Origin of the sequence: Oceaniserpentilla sp. 4NH20-0058 (assembly GCF_040371755.1) — a bacterium.
Lineage (GTDB): Bacteria > Pseudomonadota > Gammaproteobacteria > Pseudomonadales > Oceanobacteraceae > Bermanella.
In genome coordinates this window covers 1-25712 of record NZ_BAABWE010000013.1, presented here as the reverse complement: position 1 = coordinate 25712, position 25712 = coordinate 1, and the positions used below count along the sequence as shown (strand labels likewise).

The 25712-nt window shown below is 42.0% G+C and carries 22 protein-coding genes; 11 read left to right on the top strand and 11 right to left on the bottom strand.

The window, feature by feature from the left end; all coding sequences use genetic code 11:
* Window positions 1-529 precede the first annotated feature (529 nt).
* Window positions 530-1471, top strand: coding sequence for a lipase family alpha/beta hydrolase (locus ABWV45_RS14825; protein ID WP_353352501.1), 942 nt, complete (start codon window positions 530-532; stop codon window positions 1469-1471).
* 111 nt (window positions 1472-1582) lie between these two features.
* Window positions 1583-2599 carry a lipase secretion chaperone gene (locus ABWV45_RS14820; RefSeq protein ID WP_353352500.1) on the top strand — a complete coding sequence of 339 codons (1017 nt, stop codon included), beginning with the start codon at window positions 1583-1585 and terminating at the stop codon, window positions 2597-2599.
* Between the two features lie 5 nt (window positions 2600-2604).
* Here the strand turns inward: ABWV45_RS14820 and ABWV45_RS14815 are convergent, their stop codons facing one another.
* From ABWV45_RS14815 to ABWV45_RS14800, 4 genes are all read right to left on the bottom strand, one after another.
* On the bottom strand, window positions 2605-3417 hold the full coding sequence (locus ABWV45_RS14815; protein WP_353352499.1) for an inositol monophosphatase family protein: 813 nt from the start codon (window positions 3415-3417) through the stop codon (window positions 2605-2607).
* Between the two features lie 72 nt (window positions 3418-3489).
* Window positions 3490-5775: a putative bifunctional diguanylate cyclase/phosphodiesterase gene (locus ABWV45_RS14810; protein ID WP_353352498.1), complete on the bottom strand. Its 2286-nt coding sequence runs from the start codon at window positions 5773-5775 to the stop codon at window positions 3490-3492.
* Window positions 5776-5884: 109 nt separating this feature from the next.
* Window positions 5885-6538, bottom strand: a complete 654-nt coding sequence (locus ABWV45_RS14805; protein WP_353352497.1) for a class I SAM-dependent methyltransferase — start codon at window positions 6536-6538, stop codon at window positions 5885-5887.
* A 19-nt stretch (window positions 6539-6557) separates the two neighbouring features.
* Window positions 6558-8975 carry a DNA polymerase II gene (locus tag ABWV45_RS14800; RefSeq protein ID WP_353352496.1) on the bottom strand — a complete coding sequence of 806 codons (2418 nt, stop codon included), beginning with the start codon at window positions 8973-8975 and terminating at the stop codon, window positions 6558-6560.
* Between the two features lie 58 nt (window positions 8976-9033).
* On the opposite strand from ABWV45_RS14800, the gene ABWV45_RS14795 reads away from it, so the two are divergent.
* Both ABWV45_RS14795 and ABWV45_RS14790 read left to right on the top strand, forming a co-directional pair.
* The gene (locus ABWV45_RS14795; protein WP_353352495.1) at window positions 9034-9381 is read left to right on the top strand and encodes a pentapeptide repeat-containing protein; all 348 of its coding nucleotides are present in this window, start codon (window positions 9034-9036) and stop codon (window positions 9379-9381) included.
* 188 nt (window positions 9382-9569) lie between these two features.
* Entirely contained in the window at window positions 9570-10271 is a 702-nt protein-coding gene (locus tag ABWV45_RS14790) for a cyclic nucleotide-binding domain-containing protein (protein ID WP_353352494.1), read from the top strand.
* A gap of 479 nt (window positions 10272-10750) precedes the next feature.
* Here ABWV45_RS14790 and ABWV45_RS14785 read toward each other — a convergent pair whose 3' ends face one another.
* Window positions 10751-12706 (bottom strand): sensor domain-containing protein, encoded by a 1956-nt coding sequence (locus tag ABWV45_RS14785; protein WP_353352493.1) that lies wholly within the window; start codon window positions 12704-12706, stop codon window positions 10751-10753.
* 209 nt (window positions 12707-12915) lie between these two features.
* Between ABWV45_RS14785 and ABWV45_RS14780 the strand changes: the two genes are divergently transcribed.
* Window positions 12916-13458, top strand: a complete 543-nt coding sequence (locus tag ABWV45_RS14780; protein ID WP_353352492.1) for a YceB family lipoprotein — start codon at window positions 12916-12918, stop codon at window positions 13456-13458.
* On the opposite strand, the gene ABWV45_RS14775 is transcribed toward ABWV45_RS14780, so the two are convergent.
* From ABWV45_RS14775 to ABWV45_RS14760, 4 genes are all read right to left on the bottom strand, one after another.
* Window positions 13455-14801, bottom strand: a complete 1347-nt coding sequence (locus tag ABWV45_RS14775) for an MATE family efflux transporter (RefSeq protein WP_353352491.1) — start codon at window positions 14799-14801, stop codon at window positions 13455-13457. The two genes, ABWV45_RS14780 and ABWV45_RS14775, sit on opposite strands and share 4 nt — an antisense overlap.
* 180 nt (window positions 14802-14981) lie before the next feature.
* Complete coding sequence (hemL, locus tag ABWV45_RS14770) at window positions 14982-16262, bottom strand: glutamate-1-semialdehyde 2,1-aminomutase (protein WP_353352516.1); 1281 nt, start codon at window positions 16260-16262, stop codon at window positions 14982-14984.
* 24 nt (window positions 16263-16286) lie between these two features.
* The gene (gene hemJ / locus ABWV45_RS14765; protein WP_502914687.1) at window positions 16287-16709 is read right to left on the bottom strand and encodes a CopD family protein; all 423 of its coding nucleotides are present in this window, start codon (window positions 16707-16709) and stop codon (window positions 16287-16289) included.
* 15 nt (window positions 16710-16724) lie between these two features.
* Window positions 16725-18479, bottom strand: coding sequence for a chloride channel protein (locus ABWV45_RS14760; protein WP_353352489.1), 1755 nt, complete (start codon window positions 18477-18479; stop codon window positions 16725-16727).
* Window positions 18480-18553: 74 nt separating this feature from the next.
* On the opposite strand from ABWV45_RS14760, the gene argC reads away from it, so the two are divergent.
* Genes argC through ABWV45_RS14735 form a run of 5 tightly spaced genes read left to right on the top strand, consistent with a single transcriptional unit; the run spans window position 18554 to window position 21580 of the window.
* Window positions 18554-19588 carry an N-acetyl-gamma-glutamyl-phosphate reductase gene (gene argC / locus ABWV45_RS14755; protein ID WP_353352488.1) on the top strand — a complete coding sequence of 345 codons (1035 nt, stop codon included), beginning with the start codon at window positions 18554-18556 and terminating at the stop codon, window positions 19586-19588.
* Between the two features lie 30 nt (window positions 19589-19618).
* A complete protein-coding gene (locus ABWV45_RS14750; RefSeq protein WP_353352487.1) occupies window positions 19619-20356 on the top strand; it encodes a DUF6776 family protein in 738 nt (245 codons plus the stop codon).
* Between the two features lie 2 nt (window positions 20357-20358).
* Entirely contained in the window at window positions 20359-20790 is a 432-nt protein-coding gene (locus ABWV45_RS14745; protein WP_353352486.1) for a bactofilin family protein, read from the top strand.
* Window positions 20791-20841: 51 nt separating this feature from the next.
* Window positions 20842-21171 carry an iron-sulfur cluster insertion protein ErpA gene (gene erpA, locus ABWV45_RS14740; RefSeq protein ID WP_353352485.1) on the top strand — a complete coding sequence of 110 codons (330 nt, stop codon included), beginning with the start codon at window positions 20842-20844 and terminating at the stop codon, window positions 21169-21171.
* Window positions 21110-21580 (top strand): DsrE family protein, encoded by a 471-nt coding sequence (locus tag ABWV45_RS14735; RefSeq protein ID WP_353352484.1) that lies wholly within the window; start codon window positions 21110-21112, stop codon window positions 21578-21580. The genes erpA and ABWV45_RS14735 overlap by 62 nt, the downstream gene beginning before the upstream one ends.
* Here ABWV45_RS14735 and ABWV45_RS14730 read toward each other — a convergent pair.
* A complete protein-coding gene (locus ABWV45_RS14730) occupies window positions 21577-22689 on the bottom strand; it encodes an anhydro-N-acetylmuramic acid kinase (RefSeq protein ID WP_353352483.1) in 1113 nt (370 codons plus the stop codon). The genes ABWV45_RS14735 and ABWV45_RS14730 overlap by 4 nt on opposite strands.
* Complete coding sequence (locus tag ABWV45_RS14725) at window positions 22664-23950, bottom strand: OapA family protein (protein WP_353352482.1); 1287 nt, start codon at window positions 23948-23950, stop codon at window positions 22664-22666. Before ABWV45_RS14725 ends, ABWV45_RS14730 begins: the two co-directional genes overlap by 26 nt.
* Before the next feature lie 174 nt (window positions 23951-24124).
* On the opposite strand from ABWV45_RS14725, the gene tyrS reads away from it, so the two are divergent.
* Window positions 24125-25432: a tyrosine--tRNA ligase gene (gene tyrS, locus ABWV45_RS14720; RefSeq protein ID WP_353352481.1), complete on the top strand. Its 1308-nt coding sequence runs from the start codon at window positions 24125-24127 to the stop codon at window positions 25430-25432.
* Window positions 25433-25712: the final 280 nt, after the last annotated feature.

Sequence of the window (25712 nt, the reverse complement as noted above, 5' to 3'; positions counted from 1 at the left end):
TTAGAACGCTTTTTTCTTATTTAAAACAAACGTTTGTTTTCTAGTCAATCTGACTTTTCCTCTGAGCTGATGCCTGCTGTAGACATCTATCTTCAACTCATCCACAAAGTTATGCACAGATTCTGTGGGCAAATATAACTTTATACAAACACTTATTAAGACCGGTTGAAAACACTTAACTCGCTGAATTTACACTGTTTTTTAATAAATTTTGTTGGTTTTATACACAAAGATAAGCCATGTTATTTTTATACCTCTGTATATCTACTGTATATCCACAAAGTTATGCACATATTAATACATGACTCGGTTAATAAATAATCTAGCTGGTACGCCGGTTTTGCAAAATTAAGTCATTTATTTGAATTGGTTATTTTTTAGCATAAATTCATACACAAAGGCTGAAACGGACTGATGGTCAAGCATTACCTTACCCTATACTGCTTTGAGGCCCTAAAGCGACCATTGGTTGCTTAAGTCGCCGCATTCTCAGGCACTCATAAGCAGTGCTAAATAATAAGGAAAGGCTATGAAAAAAATAATAACGCGCCTGACTTTGTTGGTAACGATGACGTTTGCTATGCAAAGCCAAGCTTGGTTCTGGGATTCCTGGTTCCAATCCACTTATACAAAAACTAAATACCCAATTGTATTGGCCCACGGTCTATTGGGCTTTGATGAACTTCTAGGGGTTGAATACTGGTACAAAATTCCACAAGACTTACGTAATGACGGCGCCACTGTGTACGTGACTCAAGTGAGTAATACCAATTACACAGAAGTACGTGGTGAGCAGCTCATAACGCAAATCGAAAACATTATCGCCGTAAGTGGTGCCGATAAAGTGAACTTAATCGGTCATAGTCATGGTGGGCCCACTATTCGCTATGTAGCCAGTGTGCGGCCAGACCTTGTGGCCTCTGTAACTACGGTTGCTGGGGTCAATAAAGGCTCAAATACGGCTGACTTTTTACGTAAAATTCCAGAAGATTCTGCACTTGAAGGATTGGCTTTAGGTATTGTAAATGGTTTTTCTACGGTATTGGATTTTCTAAGTGGTGGAGGCTATACCCCTGATGCGTTGGGTGCGTTGACGTCCCTTTCAACAGAAGGTGCATTAGCGTTTAACGCTCAGCATCCACAAGGGGTTCCCACTACAGCCTGTGGCGAAGGAGACTACCTAGTAAATGGTATTCGCTATTATTCTTGGAGTGGTGCAAGCCCATTAACTAACGTACTGGATATCTCTGACGTGGCCATGGGGCTAACCGCACTGACATTTGGCTCAGAGCAAAATGATGGCCTAGTGGGATCGTGTGATAGCCATTTAGGCCAAGTTATCCGTGATGACTATCGGATGAATCATCTTGATGAAGTAAATCAAGTATTTGGCATTCACCATTTATTTGAAACCGACCCAATTACCACATACCGTAACCATGCAAACCGCTTAAAAAATGCGGGTTTATAAATAAGCCAATTTTAAAAAGCGAAGCTTAGCTTCGCTTTTTTTAGGCTAAAATTCATGCATGTTAGTTCAATAACCAATAAAAATTGTTACTTAAAAAATTAGAAGTCATTTATGTTGAAGTATGTATTAATTTTAAGTGTAGTGAGCTACTTGATTTTTGGATTATGGTTTCCATCAAATATCATGGTAACTGATCAGATTGAAACCGCTAGACCGGGCGTGATGTTGAAAGGTGCACCACCCTCAATGGGGGAGATGACATCTCACATGATAAATACATTACCGCAGGCGTTAATGAATAGCTCTTTAAAAGGCACAACGATTGACGGATTGTACCCTGTTGATGACAGTGGATATTTAATACTTAACGAATCAATTAAAAATCGCTTTGAATATTTTTTATCAACCATGGGGGAGTTCAGCGTTGATGACGTGAAAAATATGGTTGCTGATGACATTAATTTAAATTTACAAGAACCGGCTCGTAGCCAAGCTCATCAGTTATTTAACGACTATATTGGATATAAATACGCATTGGCAGATTTAGAGCAGTCTCTACAAACGCCACAAGACTATGAGATTGGAGATTTAACCCATATGCGTTTTCAGATACAACAATTAAGAGATAAGCGCCGCGAATACTTTAATCAGGAAACGGTTGATGCTTTTTTCGGTTTTGACGAAGTATATGACGACTTCATGCTTACTCGGCTTGAAATACAAAGCAATAACCAATTAACAGATAATGAAAAACAAGCACAAATAGATTCATTAGAACAAACTTTACCCGTTAATATTCAGCAGATGCGTGCTGAAACTGAAAAAGTGGGTAGAGTGTTTCAGCTAAGTGAAAAGATGAAAACCCAAGGTGCCAGCGAAGAGGATATTTACCAGTTAAATACACAAGAATTTGGTCAAGAAGCGGCTCAGCGGTTACAAGAGGTTGATCGCAAGCGGTCACAATGGGAAAACAAAGTTAATCAATTTATTGCCAATAAATATGCGATTTTTAATGACGAAAGCCAAAGTGAGAGTGAAAAGCAAAATGCACTTAATGACTTACTTACTGAGTTTGATGATCACGAAAGAAAACGCTTAAAAGCCTACGAACTAATGAAAACTGAATAACCGAATTATAGTTGTGCCTTTTGAAGAATAGTTTTAATTGGCTCAAATAAGGCTGGGGTGCAAATTAATAAATTCTCACTATGTAATTCGTGAGTAATTGAATCGTTAGGTTGAATAAAGTATCCGCACTTAGCCCCTGATTCTTTTGCGATTAACCAACCTGCTGCACAGTCCCACGGACTAACAGTTTCGTAGTAAGCATCCAATCGACCTAACGCAACCCAACATATATCCAGTGCCGCGCTGCCTAAGCGGCGCACATCTGCGCATTGCTCTAACATACTTTGTAATCGAGTAATAAGCTGAGGCAGTTGCGTTGATTTGTCGTAAGGAAAACCCGTTGCAAAAATGGCACGATTTAAGTCTTTGGTTTGGCTGCATCGTATGGGTTGGTCGTTCAACCAAGCACCTTGCTTACGAATCGCGCTAAACATCTCAGACAAAAACGGATTGTAAACCACTGCCACCTGTATTTTGCCTTTCACTACATAGGCAATACTAATCGCAACCATTTGATGATGGTGGGCATAATTAACCGTACCATCTATAGGGTCTATAACCCAAAGGGGTGTATCGTCATGAACGATAGCGTCCATGTTTGGGTTGGATTCTTCCGCTAAAATTTGATGATTTGGGAATTTAAGACGAATGGCATCAGCAATGAGTTTGTCGGCTGCTATATCGGCGTCGGTTACTAATTCTATACCTTGTTTATAGTCATGGCGTAAACGATTCTGCGCGCGCAGAGATACAATTAAATCGCCTGCTTGTGATGCAATATCGGAAGCAAAACTCATTATGGATTCTAAATTAGACACAGCCTTTCCTTACGCGCATTCAAAAAATACTATATCAAGTATATATGAAGGTAATATGAAATATTGTACAGGTTAATATTCGTTCATGTATAGAGATTCAAATGTGTCAGAGTCTAATGGCTTATTAAAATAGTAACCCTGATAGCGTTCGCAATGTAAGGACTGTAGAAGCTTCAATTGTGATTCCGTTTCGATGCCTTCTGCAAGAGTAATTAAATTAAGGCTTTTTGCCATGGCGACGATGGCTTTTACCATGGCGATATCGTCTTGATTATTTTCTATATTCATCACAAATGCGCGGTCAATTTTTAATTTATTGATGGGTAAATAACGTAAATAACTTAAACTTGAATAGCCTGTACCAAAGTCATCTATCGCGAATCGAATACCAATATCTTGAATTTCATTAAGGATAGGAAGAATATAATCAATATTCTCCATTAATAGGCTTTCGGTGATTTCTAATTCAATACTAGTAGCTGGAATAGCATTGTCTTGTAGGAGTTTATGTAACCGGTTTGGCAAATCAGGTGTGATTTGCGCCGCTGAGATATTGATACACATGACAAAGTCCGATTTAAACTGGTGCCAAATTTTTAACTGAGCAAAACACTGCTCTAAAATCCAATTGCCCAATGTTTGAATAAAGCCAGTTTCTTCAGCAATAGGGATGAACTCAACTGGAGATATACTGCCCATTTCAGGGTGAAACCAGCGTATAAGAGCTTCACAACCTAGTAGTTCATTTGTATTGATATCCACCTGAGGCTGATAATAAAGCTCGAAATACCGGTTTTCAAAGGAAGGAATAAAGCTGTGCTCAATATTGATACGGTGTTGAACCATATCGCCCATTTCTTGTGTAAAAAACTGAAAACCATCACCGCCGCGGTTTTTAACTTGGTACATGGCAGTATCGGCATAGCGCCAAAGTATATGGCTGTGTTCGCTGTGCTCAGGGCAAATACTAATACCAATAGAGCAGCTGGTATGCAGTTCATAGGTATCAATTCTAAATACACGCCTTAGGTGTTGATTAATTCCATTGGCAAGGGTTTCAATATCAGACGTCTTTTTCACATTACGCATTAATATGACAAATTCATCACCACCCATTCGAGCTAAAAAGTGGTGCTCAGGCAAAATGGTTTGCAAGCGCTGTGCAACTTTTTGTAATAATCGGTCGCCTAATTGGTGACCAAGGGAATCATTAATTGTTTTAAATCGGTCTAAGTCAATGAATAACATGGCTAACACTTCGTTAGTCATTTTTGCATGACTCACGGCTTGTACCAATTCATCATTAAAGCGAAAGCGGTTGAAGAGTTCAGTGAGTGGATCTTGAACCGCTAGATACTCTATTTGTTGGCGTACAAGTTCACGCTCTGTTATATCTAACATAACCCCTTCAACGTAGTAATCGCCGGGAGTGAGTTCATAGCAGCGACCTCTATCTAAAATCCACTTGTGTTCTTTTTGGGCAGTTAGTACGCGGTATACCATTTCAAAAGGTTTTAATGAGAAGTGCGCAGATTTACTTTCCTGCTTAAAAGATGATTGATCGTCTTTATCAATAAGATCAAAAGGGGTTATTTGATTTTTTAAAAAGTATTCAGGGGGGTAGCCTAATAATTGAGCGCTTCCGTGGCTTAAATAATCAAGAGATTGATCGCTGAGTTTTAGACGATAAAGAACCCCGGGGAGATTACTAACCAAGCGTTTGAAGTCATCATCTTGTTTACTTATATTGCTTTTAAGCTGATTGTAATCTTTTTGAGAGTTTTGTTTTTGTCGGTGATTTAAGAAAATAATGGTTAACAATAAAAGCAAACTAAGGAATGAAAAACATATAAAATATATTTCTTTTTTAATCCAGTATTTGAATATATCGCTGTTTTGAAGGCTTGCGATAAAAAAAATATTGTCATGTAAAAAACCACAGCCACTTACAGAGCGTTGTTGTAATCCGTTTAGTATTAATAAACAGGATTGGCCATGGTCGATAGCCATTTCAAATTGTTTGATTACCGGTCCATAAGATAGCTGGGTGAGATTATTTAGGCTTGATGCGATTACTTTGCCGTGTGTCGTTAAGGCTGAAAAATGTAATGTGGGTTTGAAATTATGAGCCAGTTGATGCAAGTAATCATTCTTCATGGCGGGACTTGTACTTTCTAAGTCTAACCAGTGTCTTTCAAACTGGGTGAAAGCGGCTTCAGCTTTAAAACTCAAACGGTGAAAGGCATCTACTTTGTCCGCCTGATAAGAGGATATTAACAGAGAGCTAATCATCACTAACCAAGCACCTATACAGATAAGATATAGTCGTTTAATGGATAGTTTAGGATTAAAATGCATGGCGGCCTAGGGAATCACATATTGGTCCGTTTAGTATAGCCCTTGAGTTCCTGACTTCTAGTATAAAAGGTTATGCATGTGCCTTATGTCTACGCCTTTTATCTTAGTTTTAGGTGCGCTGCCCTGTATAGAGGTTTACGTAGCGAAATTCATCTAATTCGTCAAGATCGGGTACGGTGAATGATTCGATTTTATTAAGGTGCTGATAACACGAATGTCGAAAGTTTTTTATGCGTGAATCCGCTAATAGCACGTGTGGGGCGTAATTAAAAAAAGTGTCTAAGAATGAGAGATTTTCCCTGTCATAAAGCACGTCTGCGGCAATCAGTAGGTCAATGTCAGTATCGCTTATTGCGAATAAGTCTTCACTTATTTCAAGCTCAACTTGATTTAACTTGGCGTTCTCTACACAGCTTATCAGAGCGTCTTGATCAATATCACATGCAATCACTTTTTTAGCACCTGCTTTCATGGCGGCAATGGCGACAACGCCTGAACCTGCACCAAAATCGAGAATAGTTTTTCCTTGAACTATGTGTGGGTTATCTAAGATGTATTTGGCTAACACCTGCCCACTTGCCCAGCAAAATGCCCAATACGCGGTGTTTTCCCAGATGCTACGTATTTCATCCATGGTAAAAGGCCGTGTCATTGTGATTGGATCAACTAAATAAAGTGAAATAGCAGGGCATTGGGGTAATGCTTGTACGCTGACCTGTGCGTCTGGCAACATGGTTTTAATTAAAGTGTTTAACGATTGCATTACGGGCCTTTGAATAACGTTAAGAAAAAATGTCTTGTTGTGGGCTAATTAAGTCGCAAAAGCGCTCATTGAGAAAATATAAAATACCATCAACAACCGGCGTTATTTGTTTTTCAAGGTAGTGATTATAATCAATTTGAAAAGCCTCTTCACTTAAGCACTCAATGGCTATGGGCCCTTGTTTTGTCATTGTGTATTTAATCCAGCCGCCGTTTTCATAAGGATTGTTCAGGCCTTTTTCTTTATAGTAGTGATCAGCGTGTTTTGCCGCTTGAATTTGTGGAGGGATGTTTTTTACGTAGGTACTTAAAGGCTTGCGGATACGTTTTTTGTAGATCAATTCTTCATCACGGTTACCATTGTGCAATTGCATGACGAGGGATTTCAAATAATCCTTATACGGTAGATCTTTGAATATTCGTGTATATAGTTGGGTTTGAATATCTTTAGCCAGCGCAGTCCAGTCACTACGAACCGCTTCTAGTCCTTTAAAAATAAGCTTATTACCTTCGGTCATCCCTGCGTAGCGTTTCTTGCTGCCTTGCTCACTGCCACGAATGGTGGGCATTAAAAAGGTTTGATAATGGCTTTCAAATTCTATTTCTAATTGGCTTTGAATCCCATGGTCAATATGTAATTTGTTCTGCCAAAATGTATTTAAGCCTGCTTGTAAAGTTTGGCCTATGGTACTTGCTTGATGGCTTAAAAGAGGCTTGTTCGTTGCTGTTTTGCCTGTATGTAAGCTTACAAACACGCTGTCAGTATCCCCATAGATGACTTCATAGCCTTGCTGTTCGATCCATTTAGCACTGGTTTGAATGATGTCATGACCTCGCTCTGTAATAGCGCTTGCTAGGCGTGCATCAAAAAAACGACACCCCGTACTGCCTAAAATTCCATAAAAACTGTTCATGATGATTTTAATCGCTTGACTGGTTGCGGCGTTATTTTGCTTTTTGGCTTCATCCCTTTCGGCCCATAATTGAGTGATAATGTCGGGTAGAAAGTGTTTCTTACGATGGAAATAGGCATCATGGAAACCACTGATCGTGTCATCAGGTTGCTGGTTTTTATGGGCGTTTAGTCCCTCTATTAACCCCATTGGATCAATTTTGAATGTGCGAATGATACTTGGGTATAGGCTTTTAAAATCGAGAACTAATACATCTTTGTAGAGTCCGGGGCGACTATCCATAACAAAGCCACCGGGGGCTTTAAAGCCATCAAACCCTTCGCCTAAATTTGGAGCAATATAGCCTGCGCGATGCAGCATGGGTAAATAGAGATATTCAAACGCCGCAACGGAGCCGCCTACTCGATCTAGAAGATGGCCGGTTAAAAAGCTGCGTTGAATTAAATACTGCAAAATTTGTGTATGTTCAAATATATCCAGTACTAACTGGCAGTCGTTTGCGTTGTAGGTGGCTAGTGCTATTTTGTCTGTTTCAAATAAGTCAGAGATGGCTTTGCCGCGGTCTTCAATTGGGCCTTGGTGTCCTTGGAGGTTTTTTCCTTTTCCTAATAGTTCGTGGCCAACAAAATCCAGAGAGAAGCTTTCAAAATGATAGGTGGCGTTTCGCAACGCGTCGATGCCATCTACTATGACCCGCCCAGCGATATCCACAAAGTTTAAGTTGTTTTGCCCTTCACGAATGCTGACTTGTGAGCCATCACGGGTCCAGTGGAAAGGAACACCATGTTCATGGTATATCCGCTGTAGGACTTTAAAGTCGAAATTGATCACGTTCCAGCCGATGATTACATCGGGGTCTACCTTTTGAACGTATTGATTTGCTGCATTAAGTAATTCGCGAACAGTCTTAAACAGGTTTAACCAAGCAGGGAGTTCATCCTGCTTATGCCCTAGCATGTAGACCTGTTTTTCGTTGCACATTTGGCCGTTTTCATCTTGCCATTGAGTAACAAAACCAATGCTATAGAGCTTTTCTTTTTTCTCTTTTGTTGGCATAGACGTTTCAATGTCCATGCTCATTACCTTTAAATTAGGTTGGTATTGGCTGGGTTTTAGTTTGGGGTTTTGCCAATGGTTTGGGTTGTCAGCTAAGTGCTGGCCTTGCCACTGCAAGCTACCTTTAATGAATCGCTCCATTAAATACCGGTGAGAAGGTTTAATATCTGCCTCCCATATTGGGATGTTATTTTGCTGACAGTATTTACGTAAGGTTAAATGCAGTTGATGACTATTGCAGTAAATGGCACAAACTGGCTTTTGATTAAAATGTTTTAATTCAACTGTTTGTACCCTTAGGCCTGACAATTCAGGTATCTGATCCATGTGAGAACTAGGGCAAAAGCATACGCTTTCTTGCGCTGACATAGTGATCAGTTTGGCACCTTGGTCCGTTGTTACCCAATAGCTGAGTTCTAATTGACCTTCGATGTCTTGCCATTTTTGCGAAAGGATAAAACCGTGCACGTTTGACCTTATGGGGTTTTGGGCTTCAATTATAGTATGTCTCATTAAGGAGAGAGTAATGAAGCCGCGTATATCCCCTGAACCTATGTATCAATTGCTCAGGGATGAAAAAATAGCTGAGTTTAACAAGCTTAAGGCTCAAGGTAGTAGCTGTGATTTAACTGGCTGCGACTTTCGTGGGCTGGATCTTAGAAACTTAGACGTTCGCGGTTTGGATCTGAGCAATGCTTATTTCCGCGGAGCTGACCTTAGATCGTTGGATTTTCGTGGTTGTAAGCTTAATGGCGCGAGTTTAGCCGATGCTAAGATAAGTGGCTGCTTTTTTCCTAGTGAAATATCGGCACAGGAAATCCTCATGTCCATGCAGCAGGGCACCCGTCTAAGGCATCCATCCATTAAGTCCTAGTCAACTGGTAAAAAATGACGTTTTTTAACTCATTTGTTAGGAAATAGTACGCAAGTTGTGATAAAAATAGGTCCTCTTTTTCTTTAGTGGCCCGTATTATGTTGTTTTTAGGCAAGGCGCCAGTGTCCGCCCTTAAATTGCTTGAGCGCCTAGCATCTTTGACTGCGCTTATCTTTAAAGACCACACAATGGAAACTCAAACCCGTCGTTTGGCACCTCAAGATAACTTGTTGGATCAACTTGATGTGGAGCAACTTGGCTTGATCCGCTCAGGCTTAGTGACGGTCATAAATGATGATGTGGACGTGGCCTGTTTTGAGCCCGGAGATATTATTGGTTTGCACCGTGTATTTGGCTTACCTTGTGGGCGGCTTCGAGCAGATGACACGGTGGAGATAGAGCTTGTGCACCGGGATGATTTCATGGAGTACATTAATAGCGACCCTCATCGACAACACCGTTTTAGCAATTACTTACTCACATGCATGGGTTTCTATGAGGTTATGTTGTCTCATTATCATAGACAAAGCCATGTTCAAGCTCCTACTGGCTTTCAAAACGTCGCCAAGGGCGGCGTAATGATTAGCGAAGGTGATTTTGCTGACACTGTGTATCAGTTGATATCAGGTAGTGCTGATGTAACTGTTAAAGGCGTCACCGTTGGCGAGGTGCTATCAGGGGAAATCTTTGGAGCAATGGCCGCCTTTACGGGTGAAAAACGCACGGCGACAGTGATTGCGCGAGAGGAATCTCAATTATTAGCCATTCCTAAGGTGGAGTTTGTTAACTTGATTAAGGCCCAGCCTGAAGTGGCGGTGACTTTACTTGAGAATATGTCCCGTCGCATTCAATCATTAAATGAACAACTAACAGAAGAAGTGGCAGTTTAAGATTCTTTTTGAAATTAATTGAGAATAGTTCTTGATAACTCAAATGATAATGAGTATTATTTACTTGTTGTCATGAAACGCACATTACCTTGATCTAGGGGTAGCAGTAAGTTGAGTGACACTCTCTCTCATCAAGCTAATCACATTGTCTAATTTGACGTGGCCGCCCCGTAAAACGGGCGGTTTTTTTCGTTTAAACTAATCAGTAGTAAGTTGAGTTGGCGCACATGTCTGCCTCATCAGGCTTCAGTTGTCTAATTTGACGTGGCCGCCCCGTAAAACGGGCGGTTCTTTTTCGTTTAAACTAATCAGTAGTAAGTTGAGTTGACGCACATGTCTGCCTCATCAGGCTTCAGTTGTCTAATTTGACGTGGCCGCTCCGTAAAACGAGCGGTTTTTTTTCGTTTTAAAAAATAATTCGCTAGTTGAATTGATACATGGGACTTTCAATGGGGTACTAATTAACAGCTGGCTGAGAATTAGGCAGTGCTTTTGTTAGCGGGGTTGTAAAAATAATAGCAATTACGCCCCGAGCCTTTGGCTGTATACATGGCAATATCTGCGTTGCGTGTTAGGGTGGTGCCATCAAAACCATCACTAGGGTAGAGGCTGATACCGATGCTGCAGCCAATTTGCAAACTCTGGCCTTTAATCTCAAAAGGTGTGGAAATGCTTTGGATGAGCTTTGTAGCGCACAGTTCTACATGCTTCATGTTTTCAATATCTTCTAAAATGATGGCAAATTCATCACCACCTAAGCGGGCTACCGTATCACTACTACGGGTTTGCAAGCGAACTCTTTTAGCCACTTCTTGTAATAGTAGATCCCCCACTTCATGCCCATATTGATCGTTTACGGGCTTGAATCGGTCTAAATCAAAAAACAGTAGTGCACATTGAGTATGGTGCCGTTTAGCACGAGATAGGGCATGATTGAGTCGGTCATGATATAAGCTTCGATTGGCAAGCCCAGTTAAAAAATCAAAATGTGCTAGTTTTTTCAGCTGTTCTTCCATATTTTTTCGTTTGCTTATATCAGCCATACTGGCGACATAATGACTGATTCGATAGCTACTATCGCGAACGGTGTTGATACTTAAATATAAACTAAGTGCAGTGCCTTGTTTGGTTTCACTGTAAATATCACCTTTCCAAAAACCATCTTCAATTAGTGCTTTGGATACATCATCATAAAAATCTTTGGGCATTTTATTTGAGTTTAATATCGGGGGCGTGCGACCAAGTAATTCTTTTTCAGACACTTCTTTTAATTGGCAATAAGCTTTATTTGCAGCAATAACATGTTTGTTTTGATCCATAATGATCATGGCATCACTACTGGCATCAAACACAGTAGCAGAGAGCTTTAATTGCGTTTCACTTTCTTTTTGTAAGGTTTGATCAATGACAAAACAAATCCCTTGATTATTTACTCCTTGTAACAGCGCAGAGCCAATATATACCGGAACATGATGGCCGTCTTTGTGAATGAATACTTTTTCATAAGCTTGGCAATAACCTGATTCAGCAAGTTCTTTAGCGGCTTGTTTATCTTTTTGGGAATCATCATAGAGTGTGATGTTTTTCCAATTTAATAAATCAGTTGCTAAGTCGTTACGTGAATAGCCAAGCATGCTTAAAAATGCATCATTAGCGGCCAATATACGACCATCTACATCCCATTCCATCATGCCAATGACATTAGCGTTATATAAAGATAAAAATCTATTTTCACTGATTATCAGCTCTTGTTCATTTTTATCTATGACAATTAAAATTCTACGAGTGTAGAAGAACATACCCAGTGCTAGTAAAAAAATAACAATGACACTGATGGTCATGAAGGTATTTTTTATCCAGCGAGCTCCTTCGCTTAAGACCAATGAGAACTCTATGGCGATCTGATTAAGCTGAGCATTCAATGTCTCAAGTTCTTTTAATAGTGGTGGTAGGCATTGGGTATCATTTAATTGAATACATGTATGGATGTGTTCCCCAAGGGTAATGAGATCAGAGATTTTTTCATCTCCAAGGGCCCACACTTGCTTGGCTTGTTTCATGTAATGAAAATCTTCAAAGCGCAGAAAAAAGTGAATCAGGCTATCAATGTCTAAAGGATGATTTCCTCCTTGCAAGAAGCCTTTTCTGGCTAATTCAATATTAGGTTCAGGTTCTAACAGAGCTAAGCGGGCTTGTTTACCACCAAGATTTACGCTGAGTGATTCTTGGAATTTTTTATAGTATATGTGTGATCGGGTTACGGCGTATTGCTCTAACTGGAAGGAAGCGTCTTTTTGAGCCTTCCCCCAAAGTCCTTCGCCGCGCACAAAGGCTCTTACACTATTAAAAGTTTCGGATTGTACATAACCTAAACTGATGAGTACGAAACTAGAAGTGATAAACATCAGAACAATGGACAATACTTGGCGTCTCATGGAAGAGCGTTTGGAAGACTTTTTTGCCTTAAGCTTTATGTTAGTCAATTTCATTATGGGGCTTAACTTAGCTATTTGGTTCGTGCAGTAGTACTTCCATGAATTACCTAAAGAGTATAGCCTTAAAAATTCGATTGTGATGGCGGATTTAGGCTATCTAGAGGCTCTAAATGAGTGTCTATGGATGAAAATGGTAGGGGGAAGGTCAATTGAAGATTAAAAACAGCGTATTAAAAATATGGTTGCTGGTGCTTATTTGTAGTGTACCGAGTTTCGCATTGGGGTTTACCCAAACCTTGGTATTCACTGAAGAAGAGTTACAAACACAGTTGAATCAGGTAACGCCATTACAAAAACAAACCTTATTTGCCAATATTGTAATGACGGATGCCAATATTAATTTATTAGAAAGTGCTAATCAGTTAGAGGTGACGGCATTTCTAGATGTAACGGCTCTAGGAGGGATGCACGGTACAGGGAATGTCACTATTCGAGGAAGCTTGGTCTACAAAAGCGAAAAGGGAGCGTTTTATTTAAGCCGCCCTCGAATTACACAATTGCACATAGATAAAATTAACCCAGATGTCGTTGAGCAAATTCAGCCCTTAGTTCAAGATCTCTTAGCGCAAAGTTTACAACGACAACCGATTTATCAGTTAGATGATCAAGACATGCGTCAGTCACTCATTAAGACCACACTAAAAAATGTGGAAATATCGAATAACCAAGTGCATGTTTATTTGGGTTTTTAAACCTTCAGTAATCGTTCTTGCATGTGAGGGTTAGCGCGGACTTTTAAAAACAGCACTAATACCAACATGCCCATAATGAGATTACCAACCATACAGCCCCAAAATATTCCTTCTAGTCCGCCTAAATACTGGCCTATAGCAGCGCAAGGTAAATAAAACATAAATAACCGCATGAGGTTTAAATTCAGTGAAATTTGCGTCTTATGCAATGCGTTCATAGTGGCGGTACTCACAAGGGTGAATCCAATTGCAAAGTAACTCATTGGTACAATATAAATAAATGTACGGATGATATTTTGAACTTCGGGTTCATCACTAAAAGCGGCGCTAATAGGGTGGGCAAACAAACTTAATAAGGCATAAATGATCAACTGCCAAACAAACACAAACTGCATGCATTTTAATAAAGCTTGTTCGATGCGCTGATGCTCGCCGGCACCGTGGTTTTGTCCTACAAAGGGTGTCAGGCTAGAGGTAAATGCCAGCACCACAATCATGGCAAGTGGTTCTAGTCGACTGCCCACACCATATGCAGCAACGGCATGAGTGCCGTAGGTGGCAATCCAAGCTATTAATATTCCGTTGGCCAATGGCGTGAGCATATTAGTAATAGATGCAGGAATGGCCAGCTTAATGAGTAGTCGCCATTTATCCAATAGCTCATCAGGCCAAGCAAGGGTGACTAAGTTGTGCTTTAGGATATAGCGCATCACCAATACGAAGGCTACTCCCCAGCTAATCACAGTGGCCAAAGCCGCCCCTTGAATGCCCATTTCAGGGAACGGGCCAATACCAAAAATTAGTAATGGGTCTAATATGCCATTTAATGTGGCACTGCCTAACATGAGTAAGCTGGGTAATTTGGTGTTACCAGATGCCCGAATACTGGCGTTAATCACAATCATCAAAATTAAAAACACGCAGCCCATTAGCCACAATGTCATGAAACTTTTGATTAAATGCAGAATGTTGTCGGGTGCACCTAACCAAGTGAAAATGCGATCTTGATTTAAAAGGCCAATCAGTGACAAGGTTAAACTCACTAGTGCCGATAAATACAAACTGGCCGTAACCCAAGCACGGGCTTGGGCTTCTTCTTTTTGTCCCAAGGCTCGGGCGACAACAGCGCCGGTTGCGATACTAATACCAATGGCTAAGTTCATCACGATCATGGTTACAGGAAAGGTAAAGCTAACGGCGGCCAAAGGTTCGGTGCCTAACAAACCAATGAAATAGGTATCCACTATGTTAAAAAAGAAAATAGCCAATATGCCCAATACCATAGGTGCAGTGAGGCGATATAACCATTTAGATATGGAGCCTTGGGTAAGATCAGAGACCATTATGTAAACATTCTTATGGAGGGTCAGTAATTGGGTAATGATGCCATAGCTTGCGCAATTATGTTGTGAAAGTCCTCGAAAGGATTGTTTCTTTACAATCTATAATCTTTTAGGAAATCTGTGCTAGAAGGCATATTTAAAAGATAAACGCCCAGAATGTTCTGGGCGTTTATGGATGGCTTACAATGTAGCAAAGACGGTATCGGCTGCCTGTAAGGTAAACTCAATATCTGCATCGGTAATGGCTGCGCACATGAAACCCGCTTCGAAAGATGAAGGTGCTAGATAAACCCCTTCGTCTAACATGCCATGGTAGAATTTTTTGAAGCGCTCTTGATCGCACTTTTGCACCTGCGCAAAGCGACTGATGTTTTTCTCTTCACTGAAAAAATAACCAAACATACTGCCCACTTGGTTGGTGCTTATTGGAATACCGTGCTTTTGCCCTAGGGTTTCTAAGCCTTCACATAGTTTGGTGGTTCGTGTGGTTAAATCATCGTAAAAACCGGGTTGGCTAATGGCTTCAAGCATGGCAAGACCAGCGGCCATGGCAATTGGATTGCCTGATAACGTGCCCGCTTGGTAAACAGGGCCAAGTGGTGCAAGGTGAGACATGATCTCTTTTTTACCGCCAAATGCTCCTACAGGCATGCCGCCACCGATGACTTTACCTAGTGTAGTCATGTCTGGGGTGACGCCATATACTTCTTGAGCGCCGCCTTTTGCTGCACGGAACCCACACATTACCTCATCAAAAATCAGCACAATGCCATGAACATCACATAGCTCACGTAAGCCTTGCAAAAAGCCGCCTTCAGGCGGTACGCAGTTCATGTTGCCTGCAATTGGCTCCACAATGACACAGGCGATTTCACTGCCCATTTGCGCAAAACATTCCCGCACGCTGTCTAAATCGTTATGGGTAAGGGTGATGGTTAAATCGGCAACCGCTTTGGGTACACCCGGTGAACTCGGCACGCCAAGGGTCAATAAACCAGAACCCGCTTTTACTAATAAAGAATCCGCATGTCCATGATAACAGCCTTCGAATTTCACCATCTTGTCACGGCCTGTGTAACCACGAGCCAAACGAATAGCACTCATGGTGGCTTCTGTTCCACTGGACACCATGCGAACCATGTCCATGCTTGGATAAATTTCACATACTTTTTCTGCCATGGTGATTTCAATTTCGGTTGGTGCGCCAAAACTTAAACCATTGAGCAATTGTTTTTGTACCGCTTCAATCACTTGAGGTGCGCCGTGACCTAAAATCAGTGGCCCCCAAGAGTTCACATAATCAATGTAGCGGTTACCATCTTCATCATATAGGTAAGCCCCTTCACCCCGTTGGAAGAAAATAGGACTACCACCTACGCCATTAAACGCACGTACAGGGGAGTTAACGCCTCCGGGAATATGTTTTTGAGCCAGAGAGAATAACGATTCAGAACGCGAAATATCCATGAATAAAACCTACTAAAATTAAAACGGGCGAACCACAGCAAGAATAACCACTGCGATTAAAATAAGAACGGGTGCTTCATTAAACCAGCGATAGAACACATGGCTTTTGGTGTTAATGTCGCTTTTAAATTGCTTGAGTAAATAACCACAGTAGTGGTGATAGCCAATTAATACCAATACAAGAGTCAGTTTGGCGTGTACCCAGCCTTGGCTAAAGTAATAACTTGGATTGAGCGCTAATAACCAACCACCCAAAATAATCACGGCAATCATTGAAGGGGTCATTATGCCGCGATAGAGCTTACGCTCCATAATTTTAAAGCGCTCTTTGCTGGCTTGGTCTTCACTCATGGCGTGATATACAAATAATCGCGGTAAATAAAATAGCGCTGCAAACCAACAGACAACCGCAATAATGTGAAACGCTTTAATCCAAAGCATGAACATCCTTAAACTCTAATGAGTGTATCGATAATAGTTGTGGATTTTATCATGTTCGATGATACCCATGACAGAGGCGGTGTTGACTTCTTTTCCATAATGGATAGTGAGGCACTCCACTTTTTCATCAATCATGATATCCAATGCTTCTTGTAAATTTGCGCGCATGGAAATACTTTTGCAGGTGAGTCGTTGTGCAGGGATGGCCATTAAATTAATGACATGATTCCCTTCTTCATCTTTTTCTAGCCACTCAGATAAGCGATCTTCATCCATTAATAAATTGGCTAAATCGGCGGCGGTCAATGCACCGAGAATCCCCTTTTCGCCATGAATGACTAACCAAGTTGGGTTGCCGTTAAGTGCGAGCCTTAAGGTATCTATGGTGGCGTGTTTGGGGACAACTTTTATATTTTTCTCGGCTACGGTTAGTACGCTATTTTGCCTTAACATTTGTTCAACAGGACTGGTGTCGGTTGATAAGCCTCGTAGTTGTAATAGTCGGGGGAATAAACTCTTTTGCTTAAATAGCTCGCTGGCGGTTAAGTTTGCAATGACCACCACCAACATAGCTGGCAATATGATATTCGGGTTATTGGTTAACTCAAGCAGCGTCATGAGTGCAGTCAGCGGTGCTTGCAAGCAGGCGCTCATCATTGCTGCCATTCCTAGCATTGCGTAATAACCGTTAGCACTGGCCACATCAGGTGCAAAGAAATTCCCCAGTTCTCCCAATGCACCACCAGCACATGCGCCAATAAATAACATGGGGCCAATGGCTCCAGCGGGCTGGCCTAGCCCTAGGTTTAAACTCGTGATACATAGCTTGGCTAGGGCGTAAGTTAGTAAAATTACCCAAGGTAAGTGTCCGGTAATGGCTTGGTTTACTGTGTCGTAACCGATTCCCATCATGGCAGGTAAAGCCAGTGCTAGTGATCCATTTAATAATCCAATAATGAGAAAGCGCGTCCATATACTTTTAGGGGCAAGTTTGGCCGTGCGTACACAAATCCAAATAAACAAGGCAGCCAGTGCACCCATTAAAAGCCCTTCAAAGACTAAAAATGGAAACTCCAGTAATGACCTCATCTCAAGTGGTGGAACTTCGAAAGCAGGTTCAGTGCCGTAGACCCAGCGTGTCACTAATGCACCGGTTACAGAGGCCAAAATCACAGGAATTAAACTGACAAAGTTAAACCCCATAACAATGACTTCCATGGCAAAAATAACCCCTGCTATAGGGGTGTTGAACGATGCACTAATGGCGGCGGCCACTCCACTGGCTAACAGTAATTGAATGTGTCGACTGGGTAATTCAAATTGACGGCCCATGACACTACCACTGGCCGCGCCAAGGTGTACCGCAGGCCCTTCTCGTCCAGAGCTTTGCCCGCTTAAGATGCAAATGATGCCAGCAAAAAACTGAGCAAAAAAATTGGTTAACGGCATGTGCCCTTGATGATGTTTGATTCGTTCAAGCACATGGCTCACGCCCACCATTCGGCTTTGAGTGCTGAGTTTGGCGAAGATAAACGCCACAAGTAACGCACCACTTAAAGGTAGGAAAAAACGGATCCATGGCGCAAGGGATTCAAAGTTTTCATGATCCCCGTTTGCAAGATAGGCTGCCAACGGTGCTTCAATAGCATAACGAAACAACAAGATGGTACCACTGGTAATGAGGCCGGCAATCACACCAAGAATGGCCAATTGAGGTAATGCATCCCCTTGGGCTAAGCTTAATCTCAACTGATGTATCAAAGATGCCATGATTGCTCTATCACTTTTCACTAAAGGCGCTATTATAAGGCCTTTCGAGATTAATCAAAAAAGTAGGTGATATTGTGATTAACGTAGGTATTGTGGGCGGTACAGGTTATACCGGTGTTGAATTATTACGCATTCTTGTACAACACCCGCACGTTAATTTAAAAGTTGTAACGTCTCGTGGTGAAGACGGAACACCAGTATCGGATATGTTTCCCAACTTACGACCTTTCACGAATATCACCTTCAGTGTACCGGATGTTAAAACTCTGTGTGAGTGCGATTTAGTATTTTTTGCCACGCCACACGGCGTCGCCATGGATATGACGCCAGAATTAGTGAAAAACGGCGTGCGTGTTATCGATTTAGGTGCAGATTTTAGAATTAAAGATGTGAAGGAATGGTCAAAATGGTACGGCATGGAACACACGTGCCCTGACATTGTTGAGCAATCTGTATACGGTTTGCCTGAGGTATATCGTGAGCAAATCAAAACAGCAAAAGTGATTGCTAATCCAGGTTGTTATCCAACGGCGGCGCAGCTGGGACTATTACCTTTATTAGAACAAAACTTGATTGAAGTTGATCATATCGTTGCCGACTGTAAATCGGGTGTCAGTGGCGCTGGTCGTCAGGCAAAAATAGGCACATTGCTTTGTGAAGCCAGTGAAAGCTTTAGTGCATACGGCGTGAGTGGTCATCGTCATTTACCAGAAATTAAACAAGGTTTTCAAAACGCCAACAAGAACAAAGAAGTGGGCCTAACTTTTGTGCCACACTTATTGCCTATGATTCGTGGCATTCATGCCACCATGTATGCAAAATTAAAAGACACAAGTGTCGACTTACAGAAGATATTTGAAGAACGCTTCGCAGATGAGCCGTTTGTAGATGTGATGCCAGCTGGTTCTCACCCTGCAACGCGCAATGTGAAAGGCAGTAACTACAATCAAATAGCGGTTCATCGTCAACAAGGTGGTGATACTGTGATTATTCTGTCTGTTATCGATAACCTTGTAAAAGGGGCGGCGGGTCAAGCAGTGCAAAACATGAACATTATGTTTGGTTTTGATGAAACAACTGGCATGACACAACCGGCTATGCTTCCATAAAATAAGATAAAAACACAAGGACTGCATGCTATGACAGTAGTTAAAGGCAGCAAGCAAGAAAAACTAATGGTGGTCAGCTATGACCCATGGACACGTTTTTTTAGACGCTTTTTTGTCTTGTTGATTATTGCGGCTTTGGCTGGCGCGTCTTATTTATTTGGCCGATATGAAGCACTAGAGACACAAGCACAAGCGTTTGCTGATCGTGACCAATTACAGCAAGATCTACAAATCGCCCAAGAAGAAATGGCCAGCTATAGTCAGCGAGTCATCATGCTTGAAAAAGGGGGAGAAGTAGATCGCCGCTCCACAGAAGGTCTGCGCCAAAACCTAGTAGATTTGCGTAATCAAATCGCCACATTGCAAGAAGAGGTGGCGTTTTATAAAGGGATTATGGCCCCTTCTACCCGTAAACAAGATTTACGAATTCAAAAGGTAGATATCACTCCAAGCCTAGAGGACAGACGTTATCGCTACAAAGTTGTTGTCACCCAAGTGGGCACGAATCAACGCTTTGTATCTGGTTTGGCAGCTGTCAATGTGATTGGTGTGTTAGACGGTAAACAAGTGATTTACGGTTTACGCGATATATCTGATGACGTACAAGATTATGGCATTAAGTATAAATTCCGTTACTTCCAAGAAATTGAAGGGGAATTAGTATTGCCAGAAGGCTTTGTGGCTGAGTCAATCGAAGTAGTTTTACAAACAAATGGTTCAAAGGCCAACCGGGTAGAGCAATCATTCCCTTGGCCGGGTAAGGAGTAAAGATGTTGGGTAATAAGAATAAAGCGACAGGTCATTACGATACATTAGTTTCTAATAAGTCTGAGTTCATTGGAGATTTACACTTCAGTGGTGGCTTACACATTGATGGTCGCATTAAGGGCAACTTAATTGCTGACGAGCAAAGCGGTGCAGTGGTCCGCATTAGTGAAACCGGTGTCGTAGAAGGCGAAATCCGCGTGCCCAATATCATCATAAACGGCACGGTGGTGGGTAATGTTTATTCTGGCCAACATGTAGAGCTTGCGAAAAAAGCCCTAGTAAATGGCGATGTTCATTACAATATGATGGAAATGGTCATGGGCGCTCAAGTGAATGGAAGCTTAATTCACCAAGGCAAAGACAAAAACGGTAAAGGGCGTAAGTCCAAAGAGTCAGCGGTTGGCTCAGAAGGCACTGAAACTAAAGTTGACTAAAATACTCGGTTAATTCCATAATGGCCGCATATTCAGTTAAGGTTTTGTAGTATGAGTGTTCTTTCACTGACCCAATCGGCCGTACAGAAAGTACAATTACTTATGGAAGATGAAGGTGACGACACCCTTTGTTTAAGGGTGTTCGTGACAGGCGGTGGCTGCTCCGGTTTTCAGTATGGATTCACATTCGATACCGAAGTAGCCGAAGATGATGCTCAAGTAGAGCAAGAAGGCGTAAAGGTGCTGGTGGATTCATTAAGTTACCCATACTTAGATGGCGCCAGTTTGGATTATCAAGAAAGCTTAGAAGGATCTCGCTTTGTGGTTACTAATCCGCAAGCCTCTGCAACCTGTGGTTGTGGCTCGTCATTTACGATCTAGTGTTTTATCACTGATTCTATTGCTTGGTTTTAGTTCTTTAACATGGGCTGAAATTCAGCCATATGTGGCTATATTGCATGCCCATACCGCGCAAGAGTTGTCGGGAATCCTAGATGAAGCAGAAGCATGGTCGAATCAATCAAAATCCTATCAACAGCAGCCCATTGCCATTGTTCTACATGGTGATGAAGCCAAGCCGTTTATCAAACAAAACTATAAGCAACATCAAGCATTAGTTGATAAAGCTGCAAAGCTAGATGCCTTCAAAGTGGTGGATATTAAAATCTGCGAAACGTGGATGGGTTCTAATGGCATTACACGTGACCAACTGCCGCCATTTGTTGAAACGGTGCCGCTTGGTCTAAGTGAAGAAAAGCGCCTGATCGAAGCTGGATACCAGCAATTCTAAGCAGGGTATAGCGCCCCCAGTACTCTCATACCTTTTGCACCAGTAACATCTGGCACATTTCCGCCAAGTCCTAACATATTTTGCTGAGCCAGCCATGCAAATGCCATGGCCTCTACCCACTGCGGATCAATGCCCATTTTAGCGCTGCGACACACATGGTAATCGGCGCCTAGATCGTGGCTTAGGCATTTCAATAGTTGCCCATTAAAAGCGCCACCGCCACAAATCACCACTTCGGCTGAAGGGGTTAGGCGTTTAATTTCCTGAACGATACTGCGGCTGGTAAGTTGCAATAACGTGGCTTGAACGTCTTCATTGGCGATACTAGAGATTGGGAATTGCATTAACCATTGCAGGTTAAAGTGTTCTCGTCCCGTGCTTTTAGGTGCGGGCAGCTTAAAATAAGGGTCGTCTAACAGTTGTTGTAGAAGGGTTTTGTTCACTGAGCCGCTTTGTGCCCATTGCCCATTATGATCATAATGACCCTTATGGTGTTTTAGGAACCACGCATCCATCAAAACATTGCCTGGGCCGGTATCAAATCCTCCCACTTTGCCTGTTTGAGGTAGAAACGTAATATTGGCCATGCCTCCAATATTCACCACAACCGTATCTTTATCAGACTGCTGGAAAACCTGCTGATGAAATGCCGGAACCAGCGGGGCCCCTTGACCTCCTGCGGCCATATCCCGTGCGCGAAAATCACACACCACATTAATCCCAGTAAGCTCTGCTAATACGGATCCATTGATAAGTTGCACCGTATAATGAGGAGGCATGTGCCGAACGGTTTGTCCGTGACAACCTATGGCGCTTATTTGGTTAGCTTTAACACCGCTGTGTATTAGTAATTCATTGACGCCCTTGGCGTATAGTTCGCTTAATTGTTTGCTTACACGTGCGCTTAGGTCTAACTCATCTTGAGTGCCATGGCATAGGGCCATTATGTTTTGTTGAATGGTGTTAGGGAATTGCTGATGAAGTGAGTCAATGAGCTCAATATTGCCCCCGCTAATTCTAATTAGTACCGTATCTATGCCATCAAGGCTGGTACCGGACATTTGTCCAATGTAATAACAAGGATCATCTTGATGCAAAATAATCACCATAAATGTGACTTTCTAAACGCATAACCATGATCTCTGCGTGATGCATAAAGGTGTCTTTTTGTTCAGGAGCAATTGGCTTGGCGTGAGGCAGGCGCACTCGTAATGGGTCGCGGTGAACGCCATTAACGCGGAATTCGTAATGTAAATGAGGGCCAGAGGCCAATCCTGAGCTGCCCACATATGCCACAGTTTGCCCTTGCTTAACTCGTCTTCCTACTTTTACTCCACGGCCAAATGCATTTAAGTGCGCGTACAATGTGGTGTAACTGGCACCATGTTGCAAAATAAGAACCTTTCCGTAACCACCTTTTCGACCAGCAAAGATCACCTTACCATCGCCAGCGGCGCGAATGGGGGTGCCTCTGCGCGCGGCATAGTCCACCCCTTTGTGGGCGCGAATTTTATGCAAAATAGGGTGCTTACGAGATAAATTGAAACGAGAGCTAATACGAGTGAAGTCCACAGGGGTACGTAAGAATGCTTTACGCATACTAAGACCGGTTGGAGTGAAATACTGAGGGTATCCTTTGCTATCAATATAACGAACAGCTGTATACGTCTTGCCTTGGTTTTCAAAGCGAGCCACTAAGATATCGCCGTCTCCTACTCGTTTACCGTCTAGGTATTTTTCTTCGTAAATTAAGCTGAAATTGTCCCCTTGACGAATATCCAAAGCAAAGTCCACATCCCAGCCAAAAATGGTGGCCAATTGCATGATGATGTTATTGCTCATGCCGGCATCCATTCCAGTTTCAAACAGTGAGGAATCAATCGTGCCTTGAGAAAAGGTCTCAACCACATCGGGCTCTAACAAAACTTGCTGGCTGACAAAGCCGCTTTCTGTGCGATTGAATACATAGCTTTCAAACAGTGATTTTTCTAAGCGAAAACTTTGCAATGTTTTCTCTTCCAGATTGAAACCGACTTTATCCCCAGGGTGTAGTTGGTTGAGGCTAGAACCATGCTCCGTTTGGGTTAATTGATAAAGGGCTTGTGGGGATAAGCCTTCATTAGAAAATAATTGAGCCAAAGTATCACCGGGTTTAATATCCTGCATATCCCAAACTGAGCTAGATTCGCTGGTCGCTACTTTTATATCTGAATCGGGTAGGGGTAATTGGTAAGCAAACGTGCGGCGTTCTAATTCTTGTTTGACGGGAATCAATATCAGCAGTGCCACCACAAATAAACAGGTTAAACCAAGCGCAATCCAATGGCGCTTTGGTAAAAACTCAATGGTGGATAAATCCTTGTTAATCATAGTATTGCCTGTACTTCGAGTGGGCCAAGCATAACATTCCCTATTTTAAATAGTAGACCCGTTTTATGGCTTTAGGAGGTAGTTGGCAGCTAAATTGCTGTTACAACTTGCAAATCTGTACAAATCCGTTAATTTGCCCTCCTTATTTAGGAATCAAGAACACTGGGTAGCTCCATGACAGCAGCATTAATAGAAGATCTAAAGGCCCGTGGCCTATACAACGATTGCACAGGCGAAGCAGAATTAGTTGAGCGCCTAGAATCAGGCTGTCAGACTTTATATTGTGGTTTTGATCCCACTGCAGACAGCCTACATATAGGGTCATTAGTACCATTACTAGTATTGAAGCGATTCCAAATGGCAGGACATAAACCGCTGGCCTTAGTAGGCGGTGCAACAGGCCTCATTGGCGACCCTAGTTTTAAAGCGGCTGAACGTAAACTAAATGGCCCTGAAGTTGTTGGTCAATGGGTTGAGAAGTTAAAAGCTCAGGTTAGTCGTTTTGTGGACTTTGACTCGAATGGTGAAAAGGGTGAAAACAGCGCCAAGGTAGTAAACAACCTAGATTGGGTTGGCGAGTTCACCATGCTCGACTTTCTGCGTGATGTGGGTAAGTACTTCTCTGTGAATCAAATGATACAAAAAGAATCCGTTAAGCAGCGCCTTGATCGTGATGGCGCAGGTATCAGCTTCACCGAATTCACCTATATGATTCTACAAAGCTATGACTTTGCTAAATTAAACGAAATCGAAAACTGCATATTGCAAATAGGCGGTTCGGATCAATGGGGAAATATTACAGGGGGAACAGAATTAACCCGCCGCATGAATGGCAATCAAGTATTCGGACTTACATTGCCATTGGTGACAAAATCAGACGGCACCAAATTTGGTAAAACAGAAAGCGGTACCATTTGGTTAGACGCTAAGAAAACCTCTCCTTATGCGTTCTACCAGTTTTGGTTGAACACAGCGGATGCCGATGCTTATAAATTCTTAAAATACTTCACCTTTCTAAGTGTTGAAGCCATTAGCGCCATTGAAGCAGAAGATGCAGAAATTCAAGGGCGTAAAACAGCTCAACCTATATTAGCCAGAGAAGTCACCCAGCTATTGCACGGTGAAGAAGGTTTAGCGGCGGCTGAGCGCATTACAGAAGCCTTATTCTCTGGGGATGCCACCAAACTTAGCGAGCAAGATTTAGAGCAAATTAAACTGGATGGCCTACCATCAAGTGATCTTGATACCAGTGGTTTAGGTGAAGCGCCTTTAACTCAGCTTTTATCTGATGCAGGCCTTGGTCAGGGTAAGCAAATTAAAGATGCGTTAGGTCGCAATGCGGTCGTGGTGAACGGCCAGGCCTATGGGATGGATTCATTAATGGATGCAAAACAAATATTCAGCAAAGAAAACGCCCTATATGGTCGTTTTTTCATCACAAAACTGGGTAAAAAGAAGCACCACCTGTTTGAAATTGTCTAGGCAATAAAAAGAATTCGAAACAGCTATTGACCCATAATAATATCTCCCTATAATGCGCGCCTCCTCAACGGGAAGCGCGTTTTCTTTATCTAGAAATAGGCCAAAGAAAATCCCGGAAAGGTGCTTGGTTTTTAGACAGTGAAAACTGAAAAAAATTAAGTAAAAACAAAGTGTTGACAGTAAATCGAAACACTGTAAAATGCGCCTCCGCTTCGGGGTAAACACCTCAAGCGAAACAAAAAATTTAAAAGATTTTAACTTAAAAACTTCTAAATAATTT